This is a genomic window from Caballeronia sp. ATUFL_F1_KS4A (assembly GCF_023630905.1).
In the GTDB taxonomy this organism is placed as follows: Bacteria; Pseudomonadota; Gammaproteobacteria; order Burkholderiales; family Burkholderiaceae; genus Caballeronia; species Caballeronia zhejiangensis.
The window spans coordinates 1-24,974 of the sequence record NZ_JALQEB010000045.1 but is presented as its reverse complement, the minus strand read 5'-3'; the positions used below and the strand labels follow the sequence as shown (position 1 = coordinate 24,974).

At 61.2% G+C, this 24,974-nt stretch carries 22 protein-coding genes; 13 read left to right on the top strand and 9 right to left on the bottom strand.

All coding sequences use genetic code 11. The features are described from left to right. Positions 1-300: 300 nt before the first annotated feature. The 6 genes from acnD (at position 301) to NCS03_RS29745 (ending at position 7,058) form a co-directional block, all read left to right on the top strand. Positions 301-2,898 carry a Fe/S-dependent 2-methylisocitrate dehydratase AcnD gene (acnD, locus tag NCS03_RS29770; protein ID WP_250442167.1) on the top strand — a complete coding sequence of 866 codons (2,598 nt, stop codon included), beginning with the start codon at positions 301-303 and terminating at the stop codon, positions 2,896-2,898. A 24-nt stretch (positions 2,899-2,922) separates the two neighbouring features. Next, positions 2,923-4,116 (top strand): 2-methylaconitate cis-trans isomerase PrpF, encoded by a 1,194-nt coding sequence (gene prpF, locus NCS03_RS29765; RefSeq protein ID WP_250437806.1) that lies wholly within the window; start codon positions 2,923-2,925, stop codon positions 4,114-4,116. Between the two features lie 186 nt (positions 4,117-4,302). Next, on the top strand, positions 4,303-4,539 hold the full coding sequence (locus NCS03_RS29760) for a hypothetical protein (protein WP_175982216.1): 237 nt from the start codon (positions 4,303-4,305) through the stop codon (positions 4,537-4,539). 209 nt (positions 4,540-4,748) lie between these two features. Further along, complete coding sequence (locus tag NCS03_RS29755) at positions 4,749-5,198, top strand: DUF2231 domain-containing protein (RefSeq protein WP_250442165.1); 450 nt, start codon at positions 4,749-4,751, stop codon at positions 5,196-5,198. Continuing rightward, on the top strand, positions 5,191-6,504 hold the full coding sequence (locus NCS03_RS29750) for a PQQ-dependent sugar dehydrogenase (protein WP_250530402.1): 1,314 nt from the start codon (positions 5,191-5,193) through the stop codon (positions 6,502-6,504). Before NCS03_RS29755 ends, NCS03_RS29750 begins: the two co-directional genes overlap by 8 nt. A 107-nt stretch (positions 6,505-6,611) precedes the next feature. Further along, positions 6,612-7,058 carry a YjjA family protein gene (locus NCS03_RS29745; protein WP_250530401.1) on the top strand — a complete coding sequence of 149 codons (447 nt, stop codon included), beginning with the start codon at positions 6,612-6,614 and terminating at the stop codon, positions 7,056-7,058. A 46-nt stretch (positions 7,059-7,104) separates the two neighbouring features. Here NCS03_RS29745 and NCS03_RS29740 read toward each other — a convergent pair whose 3' ends face one another. Then, positions 7,105-7,458 (bottom strand): H-NS histone family protein, encoded by a 354-nt coding sequence (locus NCS03_RS29740; RefSeq protein WP_008345885.1) that lies wholly within the window; start codon positions 7,456-7,458, stop codon positions 7,105-7,107. Positions 7,459-7,681: 223 nt separating this feature from the next. Here NCS03_RS29740 and NCS03_RS31320 point away from each other — a divergent pair, with 223 nt between their 5' ends. Next, positions 7,682-7,996, top strand: coding sequence for a hypothetical protein (locus NCS03_RS31320; RefSeq protein ID WP_160172912.1), 315 nt, complete (start codon positions 7,682-7,684; stop codon positions 7,994-7,996). Between the two features lie 99 nt (positions 7,997-8,095). Continuing rightward, positions 8,096-8,464, top strand: coding sequence for an NUDIX hydrolase (locus tag NCS03_RS29730; protein WP_008345887.1), 369 nt, complete (start codon positions 8,096-8,098; stop codon positions 8,462-8,464). Between the two features lie 21 nt (positions 8,465-8,485). Here NCS03_RS29730 and NCS03_RS29725 read toward each other — a convergent pair whose 3' ends face one another. The 5 genes from NCS03_RS29725 to NCS03_RS29705 form a co-directional block, all read right to left on the bottom strand. Next, positions 8,486-9,199, bottom strand: a complete 714-nt coding sequence (locus NCS03_RS29725; RefSeq protein WP_250530400.1) for a GGDEF domain-containing protein — start codon at positions 9,197-9,199, stop codon at positions 8,486-8,488. 2 nt (positions 9,200-9,201) lie between these two features. Next, the gene (locus tag NCS03_RS29720; RefSeq protein WP_250530399.1) at positions 9,202-9,597 is read right to left on the bottom strand and encodes a DUF1987 domain-containing protein; all 396 of its coding nucleotides are present in this window, start codon (positions 9,595-9,597) and stop codon (positions 9,202-9,204) included. Between the two features lie 18 nt (positions 9,598-9,615). Continuing rightward, positions 9,616-10,179, bottom strand: coding sequence for a SiaB family protein kinase (locus NCS03_RS29715; RefSeq protein WP_008345892.1), 564 nt, complete (start codon positions 10,177-10,179; stop codon positions 9,616-9,618). Between the two features lie 12 nt (positions 10,180-10,191). Continuing rightward, complete coding sequence (locus NCS03_RS29710) at positions 10,192-11,307, bottom strand: SpoIIE family protein phosphatase (RefSeq protein WP_250437800.1); 1,116 nt, start codon at positions 11,305-11,307, stop codon at positions 10,192-10,194. A gap of 283 nt (positions 11,308-11,590) precedes the next feature. Next, entirely contained in the window at positions 11,591-11,929 is a 339-nt protein-coding gene (locus NCS03_RS29705; RefSeq protein ID WP_250530398.1) for a cupin domain-containing protein, read from the bottom strand. Positions 11,930-12,087: 158 nt separating this feature from the next. Here NCS03_RS29705 and NCS03_RS29700 point away from each other — a divergent pair, with 158 nt between their 5' ends. After that, positions 12,088-16,038 carry a chemotaxis protein CheB gene (locus NCS03_RS29700; RefSeq protein ID WP_250530397.1) on the top strand — a complete coding sequence of 1,317 codons (3,951 nt, stop codon included), beginning with the start codon at positions 12,088-12,090 and terminating at the stop codon, positions 16,036-16,038. 3 nt (positions 16,039-16,041) lie between these two features. On the opposite strand, the gene NCS03_RS29695 is transcribed toward NCS03_RS29700, so the two are convergent. Next, entirely contained in the window at positions 16,042-16,899 is an 858-nt protein-coding gene (locus NCS03_RS29695) for an ATP-grasp fold amidoligase family protein (RefSeq protein ID WP_008345899.1), read from the bottom strand. Between the two features lie 545 nt (positions 16,900-17,444). Here NCS03_RS29695 and NCS03_RS29690 point away from each other — a divergent pair. From NCS03_RS29690 to NCS03_RS29680, 3 genes are all read left to right on the top strand, one after another. Beyond that, a complete protein-coding gene (locus NCS03_RS29690; protein ID WP_008345902.1) occupies positions 17,445-18,689 on the top strand; it encodes a hypothetical protein in 1,245 nt (414 codons plus the stop codon). 323 nt (positions 18,690-19,012) lie between these two features. Further along, positions 19,013-20,275, top strand: a complete 1,263-nt coding sequence (locus tag NCS03_RS29685; RefSeq protein ID WP_347341897.1) for a glycosyltransferase family 4 protein — start codon at positions 19,013-19,015, stop codon at positions 20,273-20,275. Positions 20,276-20,671: 396 nt separating this feature from the next. Further along, positions 20,672-21,910 carry a glycosyltransferase family 4 protein gene (locus NCS03_RS29680; RefSeq protein WP_250530396.1) on the top strand — a complete coding sequence of 413 codons (1,239 nt, stop codon included), beginning with the start codon at positions 20,672-20,674 and terminating at the stop codon, positions 21,908-21,910. Positions 21,911-21,941: 31 nt separating this feature from the next. Here NCS03_RS29680 and NCS03_RS29675 read toward each other — a convergent pair whose 3' ends face one another. Then, on the bottom strand, positions 21,942-22,049 hold the full coding sequence (locus NCS03_RS29675; protein ID WP_250530395.1) for a DUF3563 family protein: 108 nt from the start codon (positions 22,047-22,049) through the stop codon (positions 21,942-21,944). A gap of 208 nt (positions 22,050-22,257) precedes the next feature. Beyond that, the gene (locus NCS03_RS29670) at positions 22,258-24,051 is read right to left on the bottom strand and encodes a serine hydrolase domain-containing protein (protein ID WP_250530394.1); all 1,794 of its coding nucleotides are present in this window, start codon (positions 24,049-24,051) and stop codon (positions 22,258-22,260) included. 312 nt (positions 24,052-24,363) lie between these two features. On the opposite strand from NCS03_RS29670, the gene bfr reads away from it, so the two are divergent. Continuing rightward, positions 24,364-24,840 (top strand): bacterioferritin, encoded by a 477-nt coding sequence (bfr, locus tag NCS03_RS29665; RefSeq protein ID WP_250530393.1) that lies wholly within the window; start codon positions 24,364-24,366, stop codon positions 24,838-24,840. Positions 24,841-24,974 lie beyond the last annotated feature (134 nt).

The following is a 24,974-nucleotide window of genomic DNA, read 5'->3' as shown; positions in this document are numbered from 1 at the left end:
GGATGGAGCGCGCACATCATCGAGCAACGCATCGACAACAAGATCATCCGGCCGAGCGCGAATTACACCGGTCCGGACAACCTCGAGTTCGTCCCGCTGGCAAAGCGTGCGTAAAGCGCATCAGCCCTCTTTACGGTGATACGCGAGATCCGTGAAGAGCTTCGGCCCGTCGCCGCGCCGGCGGCGGGTTATTTTTGAAATCGGCGCCTAAAATAGCCCGGATTTCCAGTCGAAGGGGGCTTCCCCACAATACCTTTGAGCATGGCGCGCGAAAGACCATGCCATGACCGAGACACGGCGATGAACACTGCAAACCGCAAACCCCTGCCCGGCACCACACTCGATTACTTCGACGCGCGCGCAGCCGTCGAAGCGATCGCGCCCGGCGCTTATGACAAGCTGCCCTACACCTCGCGCGTGCTCGCCGAGAATCTCGTGCGCCGCTGCGATCCGGCGATCCTCGAACAATCGCTGATGCAGCTCGTCGAACGCAAGCGCGAGCGCGATTTTCCGTGGTTTCCCGCGCGCGTCGTCTGCCACGACATTCTCGGACAGACCGCGCTCGTCGATCTCGCTGGCCTGCGCGACGCGATCGCGGACCAGGGCGGCGATCCCGCGAAGGTGAATCCGGTCGTGCCGGTGCAGCTCATCGTCGATCATTCGCTCGCGGTGGAATGCGGCGGCTTCGATCCGGATGCGTTCGCGAAGAATCGCGCGATCGAAGACCGGCGCAACGAAGATCGTTTCGATTTCATCAACTGGACGAAGAAGGCGTTCAAGAACGTCGATGTGATTCCGCCGGGCAACGGCATCATGCATCAGATCAATCTGGAGCGCATGTCGCCGGTGATTCACGCGGTCGATGGCATCGCGTATCCCGATACGCTCGTCGGCACCGACAGCCACACGCCGCACGTCGATGCGCTCGGCGTCATCGCGATCGGCGTCGGCGGGCTCGAAGCGGAGAACGTGATGCTCGGCCGCGCATCGTGGATGCGTCTGCCGGATATCGTCGGCGTCGAGCTGACGGGCAAGCGTCAGCCGGGCATCACGGCGACCGATATCGTGCTCGCGCTCACCGAATTCCTGCGCAAGGAAAAGGTCGTCGGCGCGTATCTCGAGTTCCATGGCGAAGGCGCGTCGAGCCTCACGCTCGGCGACCGCGCGACGATCTCGAACATGGCGCCCGAATACGGCGCGACCGCCGCGATGTTCCATATCGACGAGCAGACGATCGAGTATCTGCGTCTCACGGGCCGCGACGACAAGCAAGTGAGCCTCGTCGAGCATTACGCGAAAACCGCTGGCCTGTGGGCCGATTCGTTGACGCACGCGGAATACGAACGCGTGTTGCGCTTCGATCTGTCGACGGTCGTGCGCAACATGGCGGGTCCGTCGAATCCGCACAAGCGCCTGCCGGTGTCCGAACTGGCGACGCGCGGCATCGCGGGCAAATGGGAAGAAACGCCGGGGCAGATGCCGGACGGCGCGGTCATCATCGCGGCGATCACGAGTTGCACGAACACCAGCAATCCGCGCAACGTGATCGCGGCGGCGCTCATCGCGCGCAATGCGAATGCGCAAGGTCTCACGCGCAAACCGTGGGTAAAGTCGTCGCTCGCGCCGGGCTCGAAAGCGGTCGAACTGTATCTGCAGGAATCCGGTCTGTTGCCCGAACTGGAAAAGCTCGGCTTCGGCATCGTCGCGTTCGCGTGCACGACGTGCAATGGCATGTCCGGCGCGCTCGACCCGGCGATCCAGCAGGAGATTATCGATCGCGATCTGTACGCGACCGCCGTGCTGTCCGGCAACCGCAATTTCGACGGCCGCATTCATCCGTATGCGAAGCAGGCGTTTCTCGCGTCGCCGCCGCTCGTCGTCGCGTATGCGATCGCGGGCACGATCCGTTTCGATATCGAACGCGATGCGCTCGGCATCGGCAAGAACGGCCAGCCCGTGTATCTGAAGGACATCTGGCCGAGCGATGAGGAAATCGACGCCATCGTCAAACAAAGCGTGAAGCCCGAGCAGTTCCGTCGCGTCTACGAACCGATGTTCGCGTTGACCGCGCAAAGCGGCGAAGCCATCAGCCCGCTCTACGACTGGCGCGCGCAAAGCACCTACATTCGCCGTCCGCCGTATTGGGAAGGCGCGCTTGCAGGCGCTCGCACGCTCAAGGGCATGCGCCCGCTCGCGGTGCTCGGCGACAACATCACGACGGACCATCTCTCGCCGTCCAACGCGATTCTCGCGAACAGCGCGGCCGGCGAATATCTCGCGAAAATGGGCTTGCCCGAAGAGGATTTCAATTCGTACGCGACGCATCGCGGCGATCATCTGACGGCGCAGCGCGCGACGTTCGCGAATCCGACGCTCATCAACGAAATGGCCATCGTCGATGGTCAACAGAAAAAAGGCTCGCTCGCGCGCATCGAACCCGAAGGCCGCGTCACGCGCATGTGGGAAGCCATCGAAACGTATATGGAGCGCAAGCAGCCGCTCATCATCGTCGCGGGTGCGGATTACGGACAAGGCTCGTCGCGCGACTGGGCCGCGAAGGGCGTGCGTCTCGCGGGCGTCGAAGCGATCGTCGCGGAAGGCTTCGAGCGCATTCATCGCACGAACCTGATCGGCATGGGCGTGCTGCCGCTCGAATTCAAGCCGGGCGAAAATCGGCAGACGTTCGGCATCGACGGCACCGAAACCTATGACGTCATCGGCGAGCGCAAGCCGCGTGCTGATCTCACGCTCGTCATCCATCGTGCGAACGGCGAACGCGTCGAAGTGAGCGTGACGTGCCGGCTCGACACGGCCGAGGAAGTCTCGATCTACGAAGCCGGCGGCGTGCTACAACGCTTCGCGCAGGACTTCCTGGAGTCGTCGAAAGAAGCGGCCTGACATTCAATCAAGGATACGAATCACATGGCACACGCACCTCAGATCAAGATCGCCGCGACCTACATGCGCGGCGGCACCAGCAAGGGCGTTTTCTTTCGCCTGAACGATTTGCCCGAAGCGGCGCGCGTGCCCGGCCCCGCGCGCGATGCGCTCTTTCTGCGCGTGATCGGCAGCCCGGACCCGTATGGCAAGCAGATCGACGGCATGGGCGGCGCGACGTCGAGCACGAGCAAGACGGTCATCGTCTCGAAGAGCGCGCGCGCCGGACATGACGTCGACTATCTCTTCGGCCAGGTCGCCATCGACAAGCCATTCGTCGACTGGAGCGGCAATTGCGGCAATCTTTCGGCGGCGGTCGGTCCGTTCGCGATCACGAGCGGCCTCGTCGATCCCGACCGCGTTCCGGATAACGGCATTGCAATCGTGCGCATCTGGCAGGCGAACATCGGCAAGACGATCATCGCGCATGTGCCGATGACCAACGGCGCCGTCCAGGAAACCGGCGACTTCGAACTCGATGGCGTGACGTTCCCCGCCGCCGAAGTGCAGCTCGAATTTCTCGATCCCGCCGCCGAGGAAGAAGGCGCGGAAGGCGCTATGTTCCCGACCGGCAATCTCGTCGACGATCTGCACGTGCCCGGCGTCGGCACCTTCAAGGCGACGATGATCAACGCGGGCATTCCGACGATCTTCGTGAACGCGGAGGACATCGGCTACAAGGGCACCGAGCTTCAGGACGCGATCAACGGCGACGATGCCGCGTTGAAGCGCTTCGAAACCATTCGCGCATACGGCGCGCTGCGCATGGGGCTCATCAAGAGCCTCGATGAAATCGCCAAACGTCAGCACACGCCGAAGATCGCGTTCGTCGCGCGTCCGGCGGAATACGTCGCGTCGAGCGGCAAGCGCATCGGCGCGGACGATGTCGACGTGCTCGTGCGCGCGATGTCGATGGGCAAGCTGCATCACGCGATGATGGGCACGGCGGCGGTCGCCATCGGCACGGCGGCGGCGATTCCGGGCACGCTCGTCAATCTCGCGGCGGGCGGCGGCGAGCGTCAGTCGGTGCGCTTCGGGCATCCGTCGGGCACGTTGCGCGTCGGCGCTGAAGCCGTCGAAGCGAACGGCGAATGGCAAGTGAAGAAAGCGATCATGAGCCGCAGCGCGCGCGTACTGATGGAAGGCCGCGTGTCGGTTCCCGTCGTCGCGCTGGATTGAGTGTCGGGCGCGCGCCGACATCGCGCGATCGAACTGTCGTTCGGAGTACGCCGTTATGCGTCGATAAATTCGAGCGAAACCGATGACCGGCGCGCTCTGCTTCGCTTGGCACAACCTGTGCAAAAGATCGAATGGCGACTCGTCCGTCGCCATTCAATTACTTTTATTTTTGCCGGGAGACCTGCCATGACCACTCTGACCATCACCGACCTGCCGTGCGTCGAAACGATGCATCGCAATGCGATGTCCGCCATTCGCGGCGGCATGCTGTATCTGACCAATCCGGATAGCAAGAAGCTTCCCGAGATGCCGAAGCTGCCCGATTCGTGGCCCGGCGCCGCGCTGCTGAAGGAGCTTCATCTTCCGCCGCCGCTGCCCGCGCTACCGTCCGCGCCTCCGCCGCTGGATCCGCGTCTGCTGTGAGCGGCCGACGATGTCGCACCGAGTTCGAGGTGCGACATCGATCGAGGCGCTTCTTACGTCGTCGATCACGCCGGACCTTCGCTTGAATCCTGTCGAAACAGGCACACCGTTTCATCTCTTCTCCTTTCAACGAGTCAACAACGAAGTACGCGCGCGGGCATGCCGCATGCGCAAGGGCTAAAAACCACGCGCATTCGGGAAGAGAAGCTATGTCCACTTCATCCGCCACTTCGAGACCTCCATCGAAATTCGCTCCGGCGATATTCGAATTGCTCGATCCCATTCCTTACGGGCTTTTTGTCGGCACGCTGATCTTCGACATCAGCTACGCCATCACGCGCAATGTGTTCTGGGGAAAAGGCGCGGCGTGGCTCGTGACGGCCGGTCTCATCATCGCCATCGTTCCGCGGCTGCTCAATCTCGGTCACGTATGGCTGCAAAAGCGGCGCGCGGTCTCGCGGATCGAACGAATCGATTTCTGGCTCAATCTGATCGCGATCGTCGCCGCTGTCGTCAACGCCTTCGTGCATAGCCGCGATGCCTATGCGATGGTTCCGGAGAACGTCATTCTCTCGGTCATCACCGTGGTGCTTCTGAGCATCGGTCATATCGCGATGGCCATGCACCGGCTCGTTCTCGCGGAGGCGGCTCATGAATAAGCGCATGATGATAGGCGCGCTCGCGATCGCATTCGCGGCATCGATGAGCGGATGCAACGAACACGCGCAGTACGATGCGCAACATCAGGCGGGCGAGAAGCCTCCACTGCCGGACGCACGCAACTTCTTCGCGCCGCCGATGCAGGTTCCCGAATACGTCGGCTGGCGCAACGGCGCGACGCCCAAGGTCGCGGAAGGATTGCGGATCGAAAAGATCGCGTCCGGTCTCGTGCATCCGCGTCAGGTCTACGCGCTGCCGAACGGCGATGTCCTCGTGGCCGAATCCAACAGCCCGAACGAGGAAGCGGTGACGACGCCCAGGCAACTCATCGCCGGATTGATCGCGAGCAAGTCGGGGAAAAAGGCGAAAGGCGCGAATCGCATCACGCTGTTGAGGAAAAGCGCGAGTGGCGAGTGGGAGCGGCATGTGTTCATCGATCAACTGCATTCGCCGTTCGGCATGCAACTGATCGGCGACACGCTCTATGTCGCGGATACCGACGCGATCCTCAAGTTTCCCTACAAGACGGGCGAAACGAGCATCGCCGAGCGCGGCGTCGAGCTGGCCGATCTTCCGGACACGATCAATCATCACTGGACCAAGGCCCTGCTCGCGAGCCCCGATGGCAAGAAGCTCTATGTCGGCGTCGGCTCGAACAGCAATGTCGGCGAGAACGGACTGGAGGTCGAATACCGGCGCGCCGACGTTCTCGAAGTCGACACGGCGACGGGCGCGAGCCGTATCTATGCAGCGGGCATTCGCAATCCGACCGGACTGCAATGGGAACCGAAGTCGAAGCAGCTCTGGGCAATTGCCAATGAACGCGATGAAATCGGTGCAGACCTCGTCCCCGACTATCTGACTTCAGTAAAAGAGAATGCGTTCTATGGCTGGCCGTATAGCTATTACGGACAGCACGTCGATCCACGCGCGCAGCCGCAGCGCCCCGATCTCGTCGCCCGCGCGATTCCGCCCGATTACGCTATCGGTTCGCACGTCGCGCCGCTCGGGCTGGCGTTCTATACCGGCGGCAATCTGCCGGCGCAATATCGGGGCGGCGCGTTCATCGGCGAACATGGCAGTTGGGATCGCTCGCCGCTGAGCGGTTATGTCGTGTCCTACGTCGCATTCGAAAACGGCAAGCCTGTCGGCGCGCCGAAAGATGTCGTGACCGGCTTCGCATCGGCGGATCAGAAAGAGCTATACGGCGCACCCGTGGGCGTGGCGCAGGATCGCGACGGCGGCCTTCTCATCGCCGATGACGTCGGCAATGTCGTATGGCGCGTCACGGGAACAGGTGGATGATTCGCGCTTGAATATCCGGTACTTTTCAACGAATCGAAACGCGCGCAGTCGATGCCGACCCGCGCGCGTTCATCGTCTATAGTGAGAGATCAAACCTCGGAGGCTCCATGATCTTCTCAAGGCGTCATGTTCTGGCCGGCGGAATCCTGACTGCAGCCCTGCTTACCATTCCAGTAGCTCACGCTCAAATCGGCAATCTGCTCAATCAAGGTAAAGAGAGCAGCAGCGGCGACGCACTCGGCAACTTGAGCGGCCTGACCGGAGGCTTATCGATGGATTCGCTCACGTCGGGCAGCACGAGCAATGTGGCGGGCGTTATCGAATATTGCGTCAAGAACAACTATCTCGGCGGCAGTGCGTCATCCGTCAAGGACGGGCTGATGAGCAAGCTCGGCGGCTCGGCTTCCAGCGATTCAGGCTATACGAACGGCGCGAAAGGCATTCTGGATAGCGGCAACGGCAAGCAGCTCGACTTGAGCGGTGCGGGGCTGAAGGAGCAAGTCACCAAGCAGGTCTGCGACAAGATTCTCGCTCAGGGAAAATCCCTTCTGTAGCGATGTTTTCTTGCCGCCGTGAGCGTGCCTGATCGAAGACTTCGCTTCAGGCCTCGTCGCCGAACAGCGCGGCTTGCGCGGCGGCTTTGGTCGTCTTCGTGGCGCGCGTGTCGGCGAGAAAATCATCGCGATTCTTTCCGACGATCCATTGCGGCGCGCGGCCGCGTCCGCTCCACGTCGCGCCGCCGATGGGATCGCGATACTTCGCTTCCCTGACCGGTTCCTGCGCTTTCGGCTTGCTGCCTGACAGCTCTTCCAGACTGATGCCGTACTGGCGCATCTTCTGCACGATTTCGATCAGCACCTGGCGCGTTTCGCGTTCCTTCGCCTCGGCCAGTTGCTTGTTCAGCGCGTCCTGTTTCGCCAGGAGTTCTGTGATTTCCGGTGTTGTGTAAGCCATTTCCTGATTCAATGTATGTGTATCGACAGCTTGCCGCATTGCCCTTGCGCCGATTCAGCCCGCCCAGCTTGTTCTGCACGGACGTCAACGCTTTGATGTTGCGACCGTGCCCGCCCTTGATAACGGGTCGAAAAATTCGAGCATGGGGAGAATACGCCAGTACAAAGCGCGGAGCATTCTGAAGGCGACGCGAAGCTGGGGAAAATCTTGCGCATCGCTCGTCGTGGATAGCTCTTTCGCTCTTTGCACTCCTTCCGCGATTACCGGCGTCGCCAGTGACGAGAAAGCACTGGCTATTGAGTTCGTTTTCGAGAGTGACGATCCGGCAGTACGCCGGTCGGCTTTGAAGAAAGTGGTTGGCCGTGGCAAAGGCCAGTCACCATCCCTATCCATTTCAATGCCTCGAGTTGAACAAAAAATCGCCTGGCTCAGACATTACCACAATGAACTGGCCGCATCGCATGTTTGTGACCGTTTGATGAAGCGATTTCCGCCTGTTGCGTGTACGCCGCCCGTGCTTTACGAGCTTGCCGAGTGAGTAAGGTTCTGTATTAGCATACACAGCTAATCAGGCTCTGCCCGATTCGATGGCGCGTGAAGCGCGTCGAGAATACCTGGAAGTAAAAGGGAGACCGGTTTGAAGAAACGCGCCACCGTGATCTGTCGCAGAGGCAAGCGCATCCTTCTTGTCGCCCGCAGTCAGTCGAAGTGGGCCTTGCCGGGCGGAATACTCAAACGTGGAGAACATCTTTCGGATGCCGCACTGCGCGAGCTTCGGGAAGAAACGCGGTTATCGGGAAAGTCGGCCAAATATCTTTTCGACTTTCGCGGCAAGCAGAAACACCATCACGTGTTTTCCTGCGCAGTCCCGAATCGGGCAAAAGCTCGCCCGAGTAACGAAATATCCAAATGCCGCTGGGTTCATCTCGACGACATCGCGCGCCTGATAACCAGCGCGCCGACAAGCGATATAGTCAAACTTATGAATCAGCGACGCAGAAAGTAATCGTCAAGAGCGGATATACGCCTATTGATCGGCGACTTCCACGCGATCACGTCCGCTTCGCTTCGCACGATACAGCGCTGCATCGGCGAGCCCGTATGCGATGTCGAAGCCGGTTCCCGCCGCATTATTGCTGATGCCGAAGCTCGCCGTGATGCGTCGATCCACCGGCTCGACGACCAGCGTATCGCTGATTGCCTCACGCATGCGCTCGGCGAGCAGCGCGGCGCTGTGCGGTTCATTTCCGGGCAACAGCACGGTGAATTCCTCGCCGCCCACGCGTCCGATGAAACCCTGATCGCCCACGATGCGCCGCAGGCAATCGACGACGCCGAGAATCACCGCATCGCCGGTGGGATGCCCGAAGTCATCGTTGATCCGCTTGAACTCGTCGATATCGAGCACGATCATCGCCGCGCTCGTCGAGCGCAGCGCTTTCGTGGCCTGCTCGATGACGGCGCTGCGATTCAGCACGCCCGTCAGCGCATCGTGCGACGCGCGATGCGCCAATTGCTGCGCGAGCGTCTGCATCTCGCGCTCGGCGCGGTCGCTGCGGCCGATCAGACGCCGCGTTTCGCGCATGAGGCGCTCGAAATGATCGATGAGTTCCCCCAACGACCGGCGATATTCCGCGGCGCCGGCGTCGGGCGCCGCGTGCATCGCGCGCGCCTTGTCCAGCGCCGCACTTTCGTTCTGGAACAGATCCGGCGTCGGATCGTCGGACGATGTCGATGGCATGCCTACCGTCCCGGATGAGCGATGAGACGGTCGGTGAATTCGATCGCGCGGAAATCGGCCTTCAGTTCTTCGCCGAACTCGGCGATGGTCTCGTCTTCCTCGTCGTGATACCAGTTCATCAATACGCGGCTGCCCGATTGCGCTGCCTGATCGAGCGCGTCGAACATGCTGAACAGCATCTTGGTGCTCGAGCTATTGAAGTAAGTCAGCGCGACGTCGATCGTGACGACCGCTCCGGCATGCTCGGCAAGATACTTGCGCATCTGCTCGATGACGGGCGCATAGAACGCGGCCGCATTCTCGGGATAGGACTCGCCCTTGAGCGACAACGCGTGCTGATCGAAACGCAAATCGACCTCGGGCGATGTCGTCGTGGCGGCAATATATAAGTTATCCATGTTCTCGTGCCTTCCTGCTCAGATGATGGCCATAAGGCAAAACAGCGTGGTTCCGGGTTCGTCGGCACGCGGATGAAAAGCGAATTCGAGCGGCGCGCTCGCATCGCGCGCCATCGTCAGAAAACCCAGGCCGGCGCCTTTGCTGTCTTCGGGTGTATCCGAACGCAGCGATAGCTTGTACGCCTGCCTTATCTCTTCGAGCGACATGTTGCGAAGCGGCTCGAGCTTGTTACGCAGGCTTTCCACTTCGGCGGTCGCCATCGGATTGACGCATAACATGACGTGATGTTCGCCGTCCTTCGAGATGCATACCGCGCCCTCGCGTATCGCGCCTTCGTCTTCGCTGCCCTGCAAAAGCGCATTCGACGAGTAATGAACGATGTTCTGCGAAAGCTCGACAAACGAAGAGAAGAGCTTGCGGCGCGTCGGACCGCTCACGCCGGCGACTTCCAGTTGCAGCTTCACGACTTCGCCCATGGCCGCGACGATGTTATGCGAGAAATATCCCTTGTGATAGAAGAGAACATTGCGTCGCTGCGCCAGATCGAAAAAGGCGCTGTCCTGATCGAGTAGTTGAGACATGCTTTGAATTGACTAGATACGGGCACAAAAGAACGTGACATCGTCGCGGCGCGGCTGCACGCCTTGCCAATGCGCGAGCGCCTGCCGAACGTGCTCGCAGATCGTCCATGGCGACTCGCCGCGATGTGCGTGGATAACATCGAGAATGCGGCGCCGGCCGAAGGAAATGTTTCGCGGGCCGCCGATCTGATCCGTCAGCCCGTCGGTGCAAATGAAGATCAGGCTGCCGGCCGGAGCCGCGATCGCGCGCAGATTCCACGCGTAGTCCGCGCGGCTGTCGACATAACCTACGCCCATGCGATCGGCCGCGATGGTTTGGAACTCCGCCGCATCGGGCGGGAGAATATGCAGCGCGACGCGCGCGCCCGCGAAATGCAGCACGTTTTCCGAAGCATCGAGCCAGAAAAACGCGGTGTCGAGTCCGTCGTTCGATTGATGCCCGGCGGCATCGCCGTTCACTTGCCCGAGCAAGCCCTTGACGTTGCGATTGACCGCCGCGAGCAACGCAGCCGGATCGCGCGGACCGATCTGCTCGATCGCCTTCGACAGCGACGCCGAAGCAAGCAAGGTCATGAACGCGCCGGGAACGCCGTGACCGGTGCAATCGGCCACCGCACCGAACCAGCCATGCGGGAACGCCGCGAAATGATAGAAGTCGCCGCCGACGACATCGCGCGGTTCCCAGACCATCGCGACATCGCGAAGCTGCGTCGACAATGTGTCGTCGGATGCGCGCAGCATGGCGCGCTGTATCACGCTCGCATATTCGATGCTCTGCATGATCTGGCGGTTCTTCTCCGCCTGCATTTGCGCGACCGCGCTCACGAGTTCGAGGCCGCTGCCCACGCCGGAGAACCGTCCGCCGCGCGTGACGATGAAACCATCGACGAGCGCCTTTTCGCCGGCATCGACGGTTCTGAATGCGAGGGTTTCGATGCTCACGTCCGCTTCGACGATCAGCGGCTCCTTGTCCATGAACGCGATGCAACTCTTCTTGTCGTAAAGCTCGCGATGAAAAGGCTTGCTCATCTGCGACATGAAGATATCGCGGTTGATCAGCCCAATTGGGCGCAATCCTTCGATCACGGCCAGGCTTCCCATGTCGCGGCGCGCGGAGAAGATTTCCATCACCAGTGCATTGGAGCCCTCCGCGTCGACAAAGGGGACTTCCCTGCAAAGATCGCCGGCAGTACGAAGATCTCTCTGCCCGGAAAAACCGCGAAAGCTCGATAACGCTGAGTGCATGACAACGCTGGCCGATGTATGAAGAAACAGTGCACGCTAAGGCTTCTTCATGAACTTTCGGTGACAAAACGCAGCGTCATTCGCCTCATTGTTGTGAAAGCGTTAAAGCGGCCAAATGCAAACGTTTGCCGCCTGTTCCGCGCTGAAACACGCTGATTTTTTGTTTTCAGGCCCGGCGTTCGTGATAGATCGCGAGCCATACGGTCGGCTCGACGGCATGCGTCCATGCGACGCGATGCCGGCAATGCGGTTCGATCAGCACATGATCGCCGGGACGCATTTCGAGCAGCGTCGAATCCTCTTCGAATTCGAGCGCGGCCGCGCCCGACAGCAGCACGACCCATTCGGCGCGCGAGTCGTCGTACCAGAATCCTTCGGGGCTCGCGTGCCCCATCGACACGATCCGCTCCACGTTCAGACGCTCTCCGGTGACGAGCATGTCGACACGCTCCTCATTGCCGCGCTTCGCTTCGAAGCTGAAAAGATTACCAGTCTGGATTTGCATGGCTCGACCTCGGTATTGAAACGAACTTGCCGTTCTATCGTGCCCGAGATACGCCGATCGAGCGATCGGAAAAAATACGCGAGTCGAATGGGCGTCGAATTGGCTTCGCACATTCGTGCTAGCCTGAAAGACGGATCTTTCATCGCGAGGAGTGGCGCGTGCAGATTTCCGATCCGACATCGCAGTCCCGGCTGGAGCAGATTCCGGAGTCCGCCTTCGATCTCATCGTCATTGGCGCGTCGGCGGGCGGGCACATGGCCACGGCCAGTCTCGTCGACGGCCTGCCGAAAGACTTGCCGCTCACGGTCGTGCTGATGATGCACCTGCCGCCCGAAGCAACACTATGGGTCTTCGAACGACTCGCGTATCGGGTCGAATGGATCACCGCCGGCTCGCGCATCGGCGGGCGCAGGCTGATGGTCGCCCCGCCGCACGCCTTCGTGGAATTGCTGCCGGACGGTTCCTTCGTGCTGTCGCCGTGTCCCGGCGGCGCGATCGAACGGCCGATCGACCGGCTCTTCGAATCCGTTGCGCGCAGCTTCGGCCCGCGAGCGATCGGCGCGATCCTGACGGGCCTCGGCCGCGACGGTTCGGTGGGCGCGAACGCGTTGCGCGCCGCCGGCTGCCGCCTGATCGTTCAGAGTCAGGCGAGCGCGGAATATCCGCAAATGCCCGCAGCCGCCATCGCCACGGGCGCGGCGGACATGGTGGTGCCGCTCGACGACATCGGTCAGGTCATCGGCGAGATCGTCTGCGGAACGCCACAGCCGCGCATGCGCTCGGAGCTGCGCGCCGTCAACCGCACGTTCGGCGATGCCGGCGAGATCGCGCATCTGGCGCGAGAGATCGACTGGTGCCGCACGCCGCTCGGATGCGTGCTCGGCTGGCCTGCCGAACTGCAGCTTACCGTACGCACCGCCATCGATTCACCGCAGGCGATGTCGATCCTGTGGGGCTCCGATCTGATTCAGATCTACAACGACCGCTGGCGCGTCTTCCTCGGCGCGAAGCATCCGCTCGCCCTCGGCCGGCCCGCGCACGAGACGTGGCCGGAGGTCTGGACGGACGTGCTCGGACCCATCGCCAAGGGCGTTCTGACTCACGGCGAGGCGGTCGCGGGCGAAGATTTCCCGATCATGATCGACCGGCACGGCTTCGTGGAGGAAGTTTTCGTCACGTTCTCGTACTCGCCCATCCGCGATGTGCAAGGCCGCGTGCTCGGCGTGCAGAACACGGGCTGGGAGACGACGCGCAACGTCGTCGCCGAACGCCGCACGCGCGCATTGCACACGCTCGCGAAGGCGCTTGCCGACGCCTTGTCGCGACGCGAAGCCTGCGAACGCGCCGCCGCCGCGCTCGCCAGCGCGCCGGCGGATTTGCCGTTCGCCCTGATCTATCTGTTCGACGAAACGGGCCAGCAGGCGAGCCTTGCGGGAGCGGCCGGTCTGGAGGCCGGCTGCGCGGCTGCGCCCTACACGCTCTCGATGAACGTCCGGGACGACGGAAGCTGGCCGATGTCCGCGGCGTTGGCGGCGTCGAGATCCGGCGTGCTGACGGGCTTCGCCGTCGACGATCTCGACTGCCGCTTTCCCGGTCTCGAGGCGCCCGTCACGGCGCCCCGGCGCAGCCAGCGCCCGACGCGCGCGCTGATCATGCCGCTCGGCACCGCGACGCGAGCCCGGGCGCTCGGCGTCCTGATTCTCGGTCTCAGCCCGCATCGGCCTCAGGACGAAGCGCACGCGCACTTCATCGATCTCGTCGTTCAGCAAGTCAGCGCGGGAATCGGCGACGCGCTCGCCAATGAACTGGAGCGCGAGCGGCTGGCGCGGCTCGCCGAAATCGATCGCACGAAGACCGAGTTCTTTTCAAATGTGAGCCACGAATTCCGCACGCCGCTCACGATGATGCTCGCGCCGCTCGACGAGCTGCTCCGCCAGCATCCGTCGCTGCCGGAGAAGGCCGCCGCGAACGTCGTGGTCGCGTCGCGCAATGCACGCCGCCTCTTGCGGCTCGTGAACAGCCTGCTCGATTTCTCGGCCATCGATGTTCAGGGACGGCCCGCCGTCGCGCCGATCAATCTCGGCCGGCTCACCGCGGATATCGTCAGCGCGTTTTCCGGCGCGATCAAGGCGGCGGGACTCGATTGCCGCGTCGCCATCGACATGGACATGCCGCCCGTGCCGGTCAACGTCGAAATGTGGGAGAAGATCGTCTCGAACCTCATTTCGAACGCACTCAAGTTCACGTTCGAAGGCCATATCAGCGTTCGCCTCAAGGCGATCAGGCTGCATGCGGAACTGGAAGTCATCGATACCGGCGTCGGCATTCCGGCGTCGGAGCTGCCGAACGTCTTCACGCGCTTTCATCGCGTGCAGAAATCCCGCGCGCGCACGGCGGAAGGCGCGGGCATCGGTCTCGCGATCGTGAAGGATCTCGCGCAGCGTCTGGGCGGGCAAGTGTCCGTGCGCAGCGAGGAACATTCCGGCACCACGTTCCAGGTCTGGATTCCGCTGACTTCGCGCCTCGAAACGATCGAGCGCCCGGACCTGAGCGGGCGCGAGCCGGCGCTCGCCGCACTGCTGGCCGATGAAGCGGCGCGCTGGCTTCGGCCGAACGGATCGCTCGAGGACGATGACCTCGTCGAGTTGAGCGCGGCCACGGGACCGAAACGCGGCCGCGTGCTGGTCGTCGACGACAATGCGGATGTTCGCGAGCATCTGCAACGTCTGCTCGGCGCGCGCTGGGAAGTGGACGTCGCGCCCGACGGCACGCTCGCGCTTGCTCAGGCGCATCGGCACCGGCCCGAGCTGATCCTCGCGGATGTCATGATGCCCGGCATGGACGGCTTCGCTCTATTGCGCGCGATACGCGAGGACGATGCGCTCAGGGACACGCCTGTCATCCTTCTCACGGCCTACGCCGGCGAAGACTCCGCCATCAAGGGGCTCAAGGCCGGCGCGGACGACTATGTCGCGAAGCCGTTTTCCGCGCGCGAGCTGCTGGCGCGCGTCGAAGGGCAGATCGAGCTGTCACGCTCGCGCTTACGCACGCGGGAAGTCAACGCGTTTCTGGTGCGCTTCTCGAACGCGGCGCGCGATCTGACCGATCCGCAAAGCATGATGCACCTGGCTTGCCGGATGGTCGCGGGGCAACTGGACACCGAGCAGGTCGAGTGGCTGCCGATCGAAGGTCGCGCGACCTGTGAGCCATTCGCGTCGGCGTACGAGCGAGGCCAGTCGGTCGTCATCAGCGATACGCAGGCCGATCCGCGTCTGTCCGCGACGATCAGGCAGAGCCTTGCCGAAGACCGCATCGGCGCGGCTGTTTTCGTCCCGGTGATGGCCGAAGGCCGCTTGCGCGGGCTTCTTCGCGTGACGCAACGCACGTCTCGCCGCTGGATGCCGGAGATGGTCGCGCTGGTCGAAGGCGTTGCGGGCCGTTGTTGGGCCGAGCTCGAGCGCGCCCGTTCGGCGGAAGCGCTGCGCGACGCGCTAGAACACGAATCCGCGCTGCTCATGGAACTGAGGCGCCGGGTACGCGGCATCATCGCCGAGATCATCTCGATCAACGCGCGCACCGCCGATGGCGCGGGAAGCGTCGAACGCCATGCGTCGCTCATGAACGGGCGGCTGCAAGCGCTCGCGCGCATCGAGCAAGCGCTTGCCGATGGACTGAACGTCGAAGTGGATCTGCACGACATCGTGCGTCTCGAGATCGATGCGCTGGGCGAAACGAACGGCAAGTTCGATATCGACGGAGAGCATGCCGCGCTTTCATCGGAAGCCGCCGAGACGATGACGATGATCGTCCACGAGCTCGTCGTCAACGCACTGGAATACGGCGCGCTTTCGGCGGATGGCGGAGTCGTGACGATTCGCTGGGCGCGCGTCGACCGAAGCGGCGCGACGTGGCTCTGCTTCGACTGGACCGAACATGGCGGGCCCGTGCTCGACGCGTCGGCGAACGTTCGACGACGCGGCTTCGGCACGGAGATGATCGAACGAAAGGTCGCCGACGAGCTCAATGGAAGCGGCCGGCTGGAGATCGGGCGGAACGGCGCGCGATGTCACATCGAGTTTCCGCTGGGCGACACGCGCGGCCGGCCGTGAACGTTACATGAGGCTTCCCCACTCGTAGTCCACCTTGTCGGGATGCAGCGCGAACATGCCCGCGCCCGGCGTGAACGTCAGCTCGCCGAAGTAAATTCGGTCTTTCGCATCGTACAGATCGACGCGCACGAATTCGAAATCGCTCGACAGCTTTCGCGCGATCGAAACGAGCGCATCCAGATTCGCCGGTCGCGGAGCCGGAGTCGGGCTGCGCGGATAGTGGCCCATGCCGATATCGAGAAGATTCCAGTCCGCGTCGTACATGTCGCCGCGCGGGCTTCCGAAACGATCCGAAATAACGAGGATGAATATCTTCGGATCGCCCGACTGCTTGTTGAAGACATGAAACTTCAGATCCGGCGGGACCTTTCCATCTTCTCCGGTAAGAAGTGCCTCGAAGAAAATGCGCCGCTCGATGGTTCGGTAATGTCGTTCGCGTGCAATCGCATAAAAGTCGGTCGATAACCAGCTTTTCGCCATTGCATCGAGTTTCTCGAATGACGTTTCGTTCTTGTCGCGCACGACATGCACGAATCCGCTGCCGTGATTCGCCTTCATGACGAAGGATTGGGGAAGCGCATCGAAAACACTTCTCGTGAAATCGGATGGTTCAGCAACCAGCGGCACGAGATACTCGCTGCCGATCTTTTCCGCAACGTATTCACGTACTTTCAGCTTGTCGCTGAGGTCGCCGAAGCGTGGATCGGGTTCGAGGCAGCGCCGCAGGATTTTTTCATTGAATGTCGTCGGATTGCGCAGCTTTGGAAATCGTCCGATCCGGCGACGATGATAAATGGTCAAGTACAGGTTATCGGGCAACCAGTCCCTTACGCTGTGAAACAACGTCTTCGAGAGAGTCATTTACTCCCCTCCTTTATTCTGTACGTCAGACGAAACCCCGTCCGCCCCTTTCTCCGGCCGCGCGTTAAATGCGAACCGAATTTCGCCGCGGCGCTGTTCCATTTGCCGTCGGCACTTCATCGAAACCTTGATTTTCTGCTGAATCGTGGACTGCACGTATGTACGCGAACGCACACACCCGAAAACCACGGTGTCAGAACACGTTTCCAAAAGTTGCTTTGCTTGCGACGACATTTCTTCGACGTTAAATTTCCTCGGGCCGGCGAATCAGATAACCGGACCGGTTTCTCTCTTTCGATGAGTCGCTGGACTTCACCGACGCAAGTCAGACCATAACGCATCCGGTCGATAGACGAGCGTCGTAGCGACAGGCGTCAACATTTGCGTCAATCGTATCGAGACCGTCTCCACGAGCAAGCGCGTTTCTTGCATCGAGAGCGGCTCGCGATGCTTCCGATGCCGGATGCACGCCACGCATGCGTCGCGCATGCGGCCGCAGTGCAACCCGCAACACCTTCAGAAATCCTTAGGGGCGGAGTCGACACATGCTCAAAGAGAAACAGATGAACACGCGCTGGATGACAAGCGCACTCGCGGCCGCAGCGCTCGCATTGCTCGCCGCTTGCGGTGGCGGCGGCGGTTCGGGCAACGGATCAAGCTCGCCCACGAGCTCGGGCGAAGGCGGTGCAAGCTCACCGGGCGGCGCGAGCGCACCCTCCGGCGCGAGCACGCCCTCGACGACGACCGGCACGCCGACGCTCGCCGCCGCGACTGCAGTCGTCGATGGTACGACGATCGGCGCATCGCAATGGAGCGACGGCTCTACATCGACGGGCGGCACCGGCCAGGCCGTCGCCAATCTGAACTGCACGGTCGCCGGCAATAAATACAGCTATTCACATCTGTCGATTTATCAAAACGGTAAGCAACTCTCGTTGCCGGCGAACGTCGGATACGTGAAGCCGACCATGGCGAAGCAGACGGGTTGCGTGTATCCGGTCCACACCGTCGATGCCTCGGGCAAGATCCGCATGGACGTGACATCGAATGCGTCTTACACGCTCGGGCAGTTCTTCTCCGTCTGGGGTCAGCCGCTCAGCACGACCAACGTGGCGGGCCTCACGGGCAATGTGACCGCGTGGGTGAACACGGGCGGCACGCTCACCAAATACACTGGCGATCTTTCGAGCCTCGTGCTGCCGGACAAGGGCGAAGTGACGCTCGTCATCGGCGCGACGCCGACGCAGATCGCGACCTATACGTGGACCGATCCGCCGCCGTTCACCTCGACGGTGACGACGCTCAGCTACGGCGGCCTGGTGGGCAATCTGTACTTTACCGATGGCAATACGGCGACGGGCGGCACCGGCGCGCCGGTCGATGGCCTGATCTGCGCGGCGGGCATGGCCGAGACGTTCCACGTTCACTCGCACGTCGCCATCTTCAAGGACGGGCAGTGGCTCGCGTTCCCGAAGAATGTCGGCATCTTGTCTTCGTGTAACTATGAAACGCACACGCATGACAACACCGGCATCATTCATATCGAAACGCCGAACTTCAAGGACTTCACGCTCGGCCAGGTATTCGATGTCTGGGGCATGCCGCTTTCGAGCACGAACGTTGCGGGCATCACCGGCGACATCGTCGTCTATATCAACGATAACGGCGACGTGCGGCGCTACACGGGCGATCCGCGCAACATTCCGCTGACGTCCCTGCGGGATATCACGTTCCAGATCGGCAAGCCTTTGACCACGCTTCCGACTTATTCGTGGTACGAGCCGCAGTAACGACAGCATGAACGCCGCGGTTCAGGCCGCGGCGTTCGATCACTGCCCGCATTCCTCTTTCTTTCAACACCCAATGTCATCGGCGTCTATGTTCGGCACCACATTGAACGCCGGTGCACAAGCTGCTATGTTTTCCGCATCGCAGTCGAGCCGAAATGCGCTCGCGCGAGTATCTGTCATGGCAGAGACAAGCACGGCTCGACGATTCTTTAAACACGACGTTAGCTCGCCGTCGAGTATGATGATTTCAATACCTGCCTTGTCTTCCGGGGTTTTTCCGTCGTTTGACCGATCGTCGAACCCTGAGAGCGTTACGCTCTGCCGTGTCTTTGCATAGGCTTTTCCAAGGGGACTTCGTCGTCGTGAAGATACTGATCGTGAACACACTCTATTTTCCGGATGAACCCGGAGGGGCCGAAGTATCTACGCGACTACTGGCCGAGGGTCTGGTCAGGGCAGGCATCGAAGTCTGTGTGGTCTGCGCGACCGGATCGGGTGTCGACCATGTGGACAACGTGAATGGTGTGAAGGTCTATCGGCTTCGCTCGGTCAATCTTTACTGGCCGCATCTGCGCGAGAAGCACGGCCGCGTCGCCAAGCTGATCTGGCATGCCATCGATGTCTATAACGTCATCATGTCGCGCAAGCTCGCGAGCATCATCGCGCGTGAAAAGCCGGACGTGATCAGCACCAGCAATCTGTCTTGCCTCTCTGTCGATATCTGGCGTCTCGCACGCAATGCCGGCGTGCCGATCGTGCATACGGCGCGCGATTACTATCTGATGTGTCCGACCGCGATCATGTTCTCGCATTCGAAGCCATGCCAGCGGCAGTGCGGCGTGTGCTCGGTGTATGCGCAGCCCAAGCGCATCGCGTCGGCGCGCGTCGCGGTCGCTGTCGGCGTGAGTCGCTTCGTGTTGCAAAAGCATCTGGAAAGCGGCTACTTTTCGCGTGCGTCGCGCACGGCGGTCATCTATAACGCGTGCGAATCGCTTGAAACTTCGACTGCGCCGCCGCGCACGCGCCGTTATACAGGCGGCCCCGTGCGACTCGGCATACTCGGGCGCGTGTCGCGGGAGAAAGGGCTGGAAGTGCTGCTCGAGCAATTGCTCGCGGACGATACGCTGCAATGGACGCTAGCCGTAGGCGGCCATGCGGATGCCGATTATCTTCAGGCGCTCAAGTCGAAGTACGACGATCCGCGCATCGAATATCTCGGCCGCGTGAAGTCGGACGCGTTCTACGACAGTATCGACATTCTCGTGGTGCCATCCATCTGGAATGAACCGTTCGGGAGGGTCACGGTCGAAGCGTATTCGCACGGCGTGCCGGTCGTCGGTGCAAACACGGGCGGCATTCCCGAAGTCATCGAGCCGCGCACGAATCTGGTGTTCGACATCGCGCAGCCCTCTTCGATCATCGGCAAGCTGCATGAAGCGGTGGCGTTGCTCGACGACCCGCGCGTGCACGAGCGTTTCCGCGAATATGCGCGGCGCTTCAACGTCGATGCGATGGTCGAATCATATCGCGCGCTGTATGAAAGCGTGCTCGAAGAACAGGCGCTGCCACGCGCCGTATGTCCGTAACCTTGCCACGGTCCATATCGTTTTTGCTGCTGGCCACAAGGTAAAAATCGGGCTATCGATTCATAAGGAAGACGCAAAGCATGTAGGCAGCACGCAAATTGAAAAAACGCGATACCCCTTGCTTTCATGGGGTAAACTGGGCCGCACACCTTGCAGGATCAAAGTTCAGCTCGAACGACCGCACTCGATTTCCAATCCTGTCGTCGATCGGATCGAGGTGACGCGGCGCCAACTGTCAGCCATCAGCTCATACGCTGTAGAACCGGAGCCGCGACACATGAAGGGTCATCCGCCCCGTCACATCATCGGCAAGCGCTCAACAAGCTACGGCGCGCGCGAAGACTTTCGCACCGCCAAGCCGCCGGCTCGTAGTGATCTGCATCCTGTCCATACGCCGTGAAAGTACTGATCGCGAACACGTTATATTTTCCAGACGAGGTCGGCGGCGCCGAAGTTGCGACGCGACTCCTTGCCGATGGCCTCATCAAGGCAGGCATAGAAGTTTGCGTGGTCTGCGCGACCGGCACAGGCGACGATCGCAATGAAGTCGTCAACGGCGCGAAGGTCTATCGTCTGCGTTCGACCAATCTCTATTGGCCGCATGCGCCTGGCGAGCATTCCCGCGTCGCCAAGCTGATCTGGCACGCGATCGACGTGCGCAACACGTCGATGACGCGAAAGCTCGCCGAGATCATCGAGCGCGAGAAGCCGGACATCATTCATACTGCCAACCTCTCGTGTCTTTCCGTCGATGCATGGCGCGTCGCCAACAACGCGGGCGTGCCTATCGTACATACGATCCACGATTACTATCTGTTGTGCCCGACGGCGAGCATGCTCACGGCCGGCAAGCCCTGCGCGAGTCAGTGCGGCGTGTGCTCGCTGTATGCGAAGCCGAAGCAGATCGCATCCGCGCAGGTCAGCGTTGCGGTCGGCGTCAGCGATTTCGTCTTGCAGAAGCATCTCGAGAGCGGTTTTTTCTCGCGTGCGGCAAAGACGACCGTCATCAACAATTGCTATCAGCCGGCCATGGATTCCGTCGCGGCACAGCATTCGAGACAAGATGGAAACGCTCCATTGCGACTCGGCATGCTCGGGCGCGTGCTGCCTGAAAAGGGCGTCGAGTTGCTGCTGGAACAACTGCTCGCAGACCAGACGCTCGACTGGACAGTCTCGATCGGCGGCACCGGAGATCAGGACTTCGTCGATTCGGTCAAGACGAAATACGCGGACCCGCGCGTGACTTTCCTCGGACGGGTCGATCCTTCGGATTTCCTGAGCAGCATCGATATTCTGGTGGTGCCGTCCGTGTGGAACGAACCGTTCGGGCTGGTCGTCCTCGAAGCGTATTCGCATGGCGTGCCCGTCGTCGGATCGAATATGGGCGGCATTCCCGAGATCATCGAGCCGCGTTCGAATCTCCTGTTCGACGTCGGCCGGCCCGAGACGTTGATCGACAAGATTCACGAGGCAACCGCCTTGCTCGACGATCCTTCTACGCACGACCGGCTGCGTCAGCATGCGCGCAAATTCAGTCTCGATGCGATGATCCGCTCCTACGTCGAACTGTACGAAGGAATGGTCTGCCTCGAAGATCGAAAGCCGTGGCTCGCGACAGGACGTGAGGCGAATTGAGCCGCGGATGTTTCATGCGGGTCTTCGCGCATCAAAACGACATGCTGTAAGCGCGGTCTTCGTCTTCGACGTTACGCATGCGGCGTTCGAGATCGGCAAGATCGCCTGACGACGCGAGATAAGCGCTTTGCGAAAGCATGTCGGTACGGGAAACCAGAGCTTGCCGAGAAGATGCGAAAGCAGTGCGAACATGATGTGCTCCTTGTCGTGTAGGAGGCGGCGTTTGCCGTATCGCTTCACCGCCTGACGCAGCGCGCATGACGTTCGTTCGTCGAACCTGCTTCACATGCATCGCCGATGTGAAGCAGGTTACTTCCCGTGAATTAGCTTCGAGTGAGTGCTTTCATTCAAGCCTTCGCGTAAATCGAGCTTCCGAGCGTCAGTGTCGTGCCGCCACTCGCTGACGCAAAGCGGATCTCATAGAGATCGCGACCGAAGTTACCAGGCACCTTGACCGACATGCCGCCGCGATCGTCCGAAAGCGGCACGAAGAGTTGATAGCGAAGGTCCGTGTTGCCGTACAGCACATAACCCGGCAGTTCGGGCAACGTGGTCAGGTAAGCCGGTTCGTTTCCATCGATGACGATCGGCACGGCCGTTGGCGAATCGTTCGTCAGGGTCCATTGCGTGTCTAAACGCTGCTGCCATGCGGTGTCGAGCGGCCTGAGCGCGGCGAGTTGCTGACCGACCGGCAGCGTGAGATACGCGTAACCCGCGCCTGGCACCACACGCTTCATCAGATAGCGATAGCTGTACGCGTGGCCGTTCTCATCGGTTCCGGAAGCGACCGTGAAGCGATACGAGGCGCTATCGCTATTGCTCCACCACCATCCGTCACTGCGATACTGGTATGCGCCAAGCTGCGTCCACGCACGCTTCTTTCCATCCCACTGGTTCAATTGCAGGCTGCCGTCCGGATTCGCGATCACCTGGAATGGCGAGTCGGAATTGCCGTAGATACCGCCAGCCGTGACGATGTTCGGCGCCGATGCGGCCGATGGCGCCGTCGTGCTGATCTTGGCCGGCAGCGAGGCGATCGAGCCGTCCTCTTTCAGCGCGGAGAGCACGAGCGATTCGGCGATCTTGCGAGCGTCGTAGCCCGAATTGCCCGTGATCATCAGCGCGAGTTGCGCCTGTGGCACGACAAAGAACTCGCTCGAATAGAAGGCCGTTCCGCCGTCCTTTTCCCATCCGAGGACGCCTGCTGCATCGAGCGCCGGTTGCCTGATCGAGTCCCAGCCGAGTCCCCATTTCCATTCGGGCGACGGATTAATCAGGAGTCCGGTAGTTTGATCCGTGCCCATCTGCGCGATGCCCGCCGCCGATACTACGCGCTGCCCCTGAAACATGCCGCCGCCGATGATCATCTGCGCGAGATTCATCATGTCGCCGGGCGTGGAGCTCAACCCGCCCGTCGCATAGGCGTTGACGAATTCCTGATACTGCGTGCCGTTCGCAAACGGATACGAGAACGAGCCGCTGCTCGGCACGCTCGTTAGATAGCTGGAGTTCGTCATCTTCAGCGGCGCGAGGATGTTCGCTTCCACGAAGCTTGCGAAGCTCTGCCCTGTCATCGCGAGGACGATCTGCTCGATCATCGTGAAGCCGTCGTTGCAATACACGGCAAGCTCGCCGGGGTAATGCTTCAGATGCGTATTCGCGAGTTCGGCTTGCGTATCGGCTGCGTAGCCGGGAACCGGCGCGAACGTGAAGAGATTGCGCGAATTCGTGCCCGGCAGTCCCGACGAATGCGAGAGCAACTGGCGCGTCGTGATCTTCGCGTACTCGGGCGAGAGCATCGTGAATGTCGGGAGATAACGGACGATCGGCGTATCGAGCGTGATCAGTCCGCGATCCTGAAGGATCGTCGCTGCGAGCGCCGCAAACAGCTTGCTGACGGAGCCGATGTTGAAACGCGTCTGGGTCGTCGCCTTGGTTTGGTTCGGCACCGACGATACGCCGAACGCCTGCTGCCAGAACACGTTGCTGCCCTTGAGCATGGCCACCGATATTGCCGCGACGGGCTGCGTCGGATTGCCGATGGCCTGCTGGATTGCCTGCTGCCCCATGGCGACGGTTTGAGGATAGGACTGGGAGTCGGCGTTATCGCTGCCGCAGCCCGGAAGAAGTGTCGCGAGCATTCCGGCGCCGGCCATGCCGAGGAACTGCCGACGGCCCGTGCTCGCTATATTCGGGCTGAAGATTGAAGGGGCGCGGGTACGGTTCGATCGGGGCACGACGTCTCTCCTTGTTGTTATCTGCAAGGCGTACTCTGTGCGGCTCGTTCCTTTTGCGCTCGATTATAGGCATGAAAATCGCGCAATCGAGGGAAGTTTCCGCTACGCGGGCGGATGCGGCAGTGTCGCCACTAATGCGAATGAATCTCGTTGTCGGCTCGTCATCGCCGAACGTCTATTCTGAGTGTGTGGCAATGCGACCAGGCGGGAGACGGTATGCAAGGCGATCCGAAAGTGATTGACTACCTCAATGCCGAGCTGAAGAACGAACTGACGGCCGTGCATCAGTATCTTTTGCACGCGCGTCTCTATCAGCATTGGGGATTTGAAGAACTCGGCGCGCACGAATACGACGAGTCGATGGACGAGTTGACGCATGCTGACAAGCTGATCGAGCGAATCCTCATGCTCGATGGACTGCCGAATTTGCAGGATCTTCATGCGTTGGCCATTGGCAAGCAGACGCTCGAAGCTCTGCAGAACGACCTCAAGCTCGAGCAGGCGGCCCAAGCGCAATGCAAGGAGGGGATCGTCTATTGCGAATCGGTGCGGGACTTTGTCTCGAGAGGGATTCTGGTCGAACTGCTCGACGCTACCGAGGATCACATCGATTGGCTGGAGATTCAGATCGGCCTCATCGACAAAATCGGCGTCGAGAATTATCAGCAATCGGCTATTCGCAAGCTGGCGTGAGATGCTTTGAAAGTCCCAACGCAAAAACCCCACCTTTGGGGTGGGGTTTTTGTTCGGAGCATGAGGAGCCTGACGATTACCTACTTTCACACGGGTATCCGCACTATCATCGGCGTGGAGTCGTTTCACGGTCC

Bases quoted from the DNA above. Each gene is read 5' to 3' on its own strand.
- NCS03_RS29690 (WP_008345902.1), top strand. From the start codon at position 17,445: ATGCTCAAAGAGAAACAGATGAACACGCGCTGGATGACAAGCGCACTC.
- bfr (WP_250530393.1), top strand. From the start codon at position 24,364: ATGCAAGGCGATCCGAAAGTGATTGACTACCTCAATGCCGAGCTGAAG.
- NCS03_RS29745 (WP_250530401.1), top strand. From the start codon at position 6,612: ATGATCTTCTCAAGGCGTCATGTTCTGGCCGGCGGAATCCTGACTGCA.
- NCS03_RS29725 (WP_250530400.1), bottom strand. From the start codon at position 9,199: ATGCCATCGACATCGTCCGACGATCCGACGCCGGATCTGTTCCAGAAC.
- prpF (WP_250437806.1), top strand. From the start codon at position 2,923: ATGGCACACGCACCTCAGATCAAGATCGCCGCGACCTACATGCGCGGC.
- NCS03_RS29740 (WP_008345885.1), bottom strand. From the start codon at position 7,458: ATGGCTTACACAACACCGGAAATCACAGAACTCCTGGCGAAACAGGAC.
- acnD (WP_250442167.1), top strand. From the start codon at position 301: ATGAACACTGCAAACCGCAAACCCCTGCCCGGCACCACACTCGATTAC.
- NCS03_RS29705 (WP_250530398.1), bottom strand. From the start codon at position 11,929: ATGCAAATCCAGACTGGTAATCTTTTCAGCTTCGAAGCGAAGCGCGGC.
- NCS03_RS29670 (WP_250530394.1), bottom strand. From the start codon at position 24,051: ATGCTCGCGACACTTCTTCCGGGCTGCGGCAGCGATAACGCCGACTCC.
- NCS03_RS29715 (WP_008345892.1), bottom strand. From the start codon at position 10,179: ATGTCTCAACTACTCGATCAGGACAGCGCCTTTTTCGATCTGGCGCAG.
- NCS03_RS29750 (WP_250530402.1), top strand. From the start codon at position 5,191: ATGAATAAGCGCATGATGATAGGCGCGCTCGCGATCGCATTCGCGGCA.
- NCS03_RS29710 (WP_250437800.1), bottom strand. From the start codon at position 11,307: ATGGAAATCTTCTCCGCGCGCCGCGACATGGGAAGCCTGGCCGTGATC.
- NCS03_RS29755 (WP_250442165.1), top strand. From the start codon at position 4,749: ATGTCCACTTCATCCGCCACTTCGAGACCTCCATCGAAATTCGCTCCG.
- NCS03_RS29695 (WP_008345899.1), bottom strand. From the start codon at position 16,899: ATGACTCTCTCGAAGACGTTGTTTCACAGCGTAAGGGACTGGTTGCCC.
- NCS03_RS29720 (WP_250530399.1), bottom strand. From the start codon at position 9,597: ATGGATAACTTATATATTGCCGCCACGACGACATCGCCCGAGGTCGAT.
- NCS03_RS29760 (WP_175982216.1), top strand. From the start codon at position 4,303: ATGACCACTCTGACCATCACCGACCTGCCGTGCGTCGAAACGATGCAT.
- NCS03_RS29675 (WP_250530395.1), bottom strand. From the start codon at position 22,049: ATGCTTTCGCAAAGCGCTTATCTCGCGTCGTCAGGCGATCTTGCCGAT.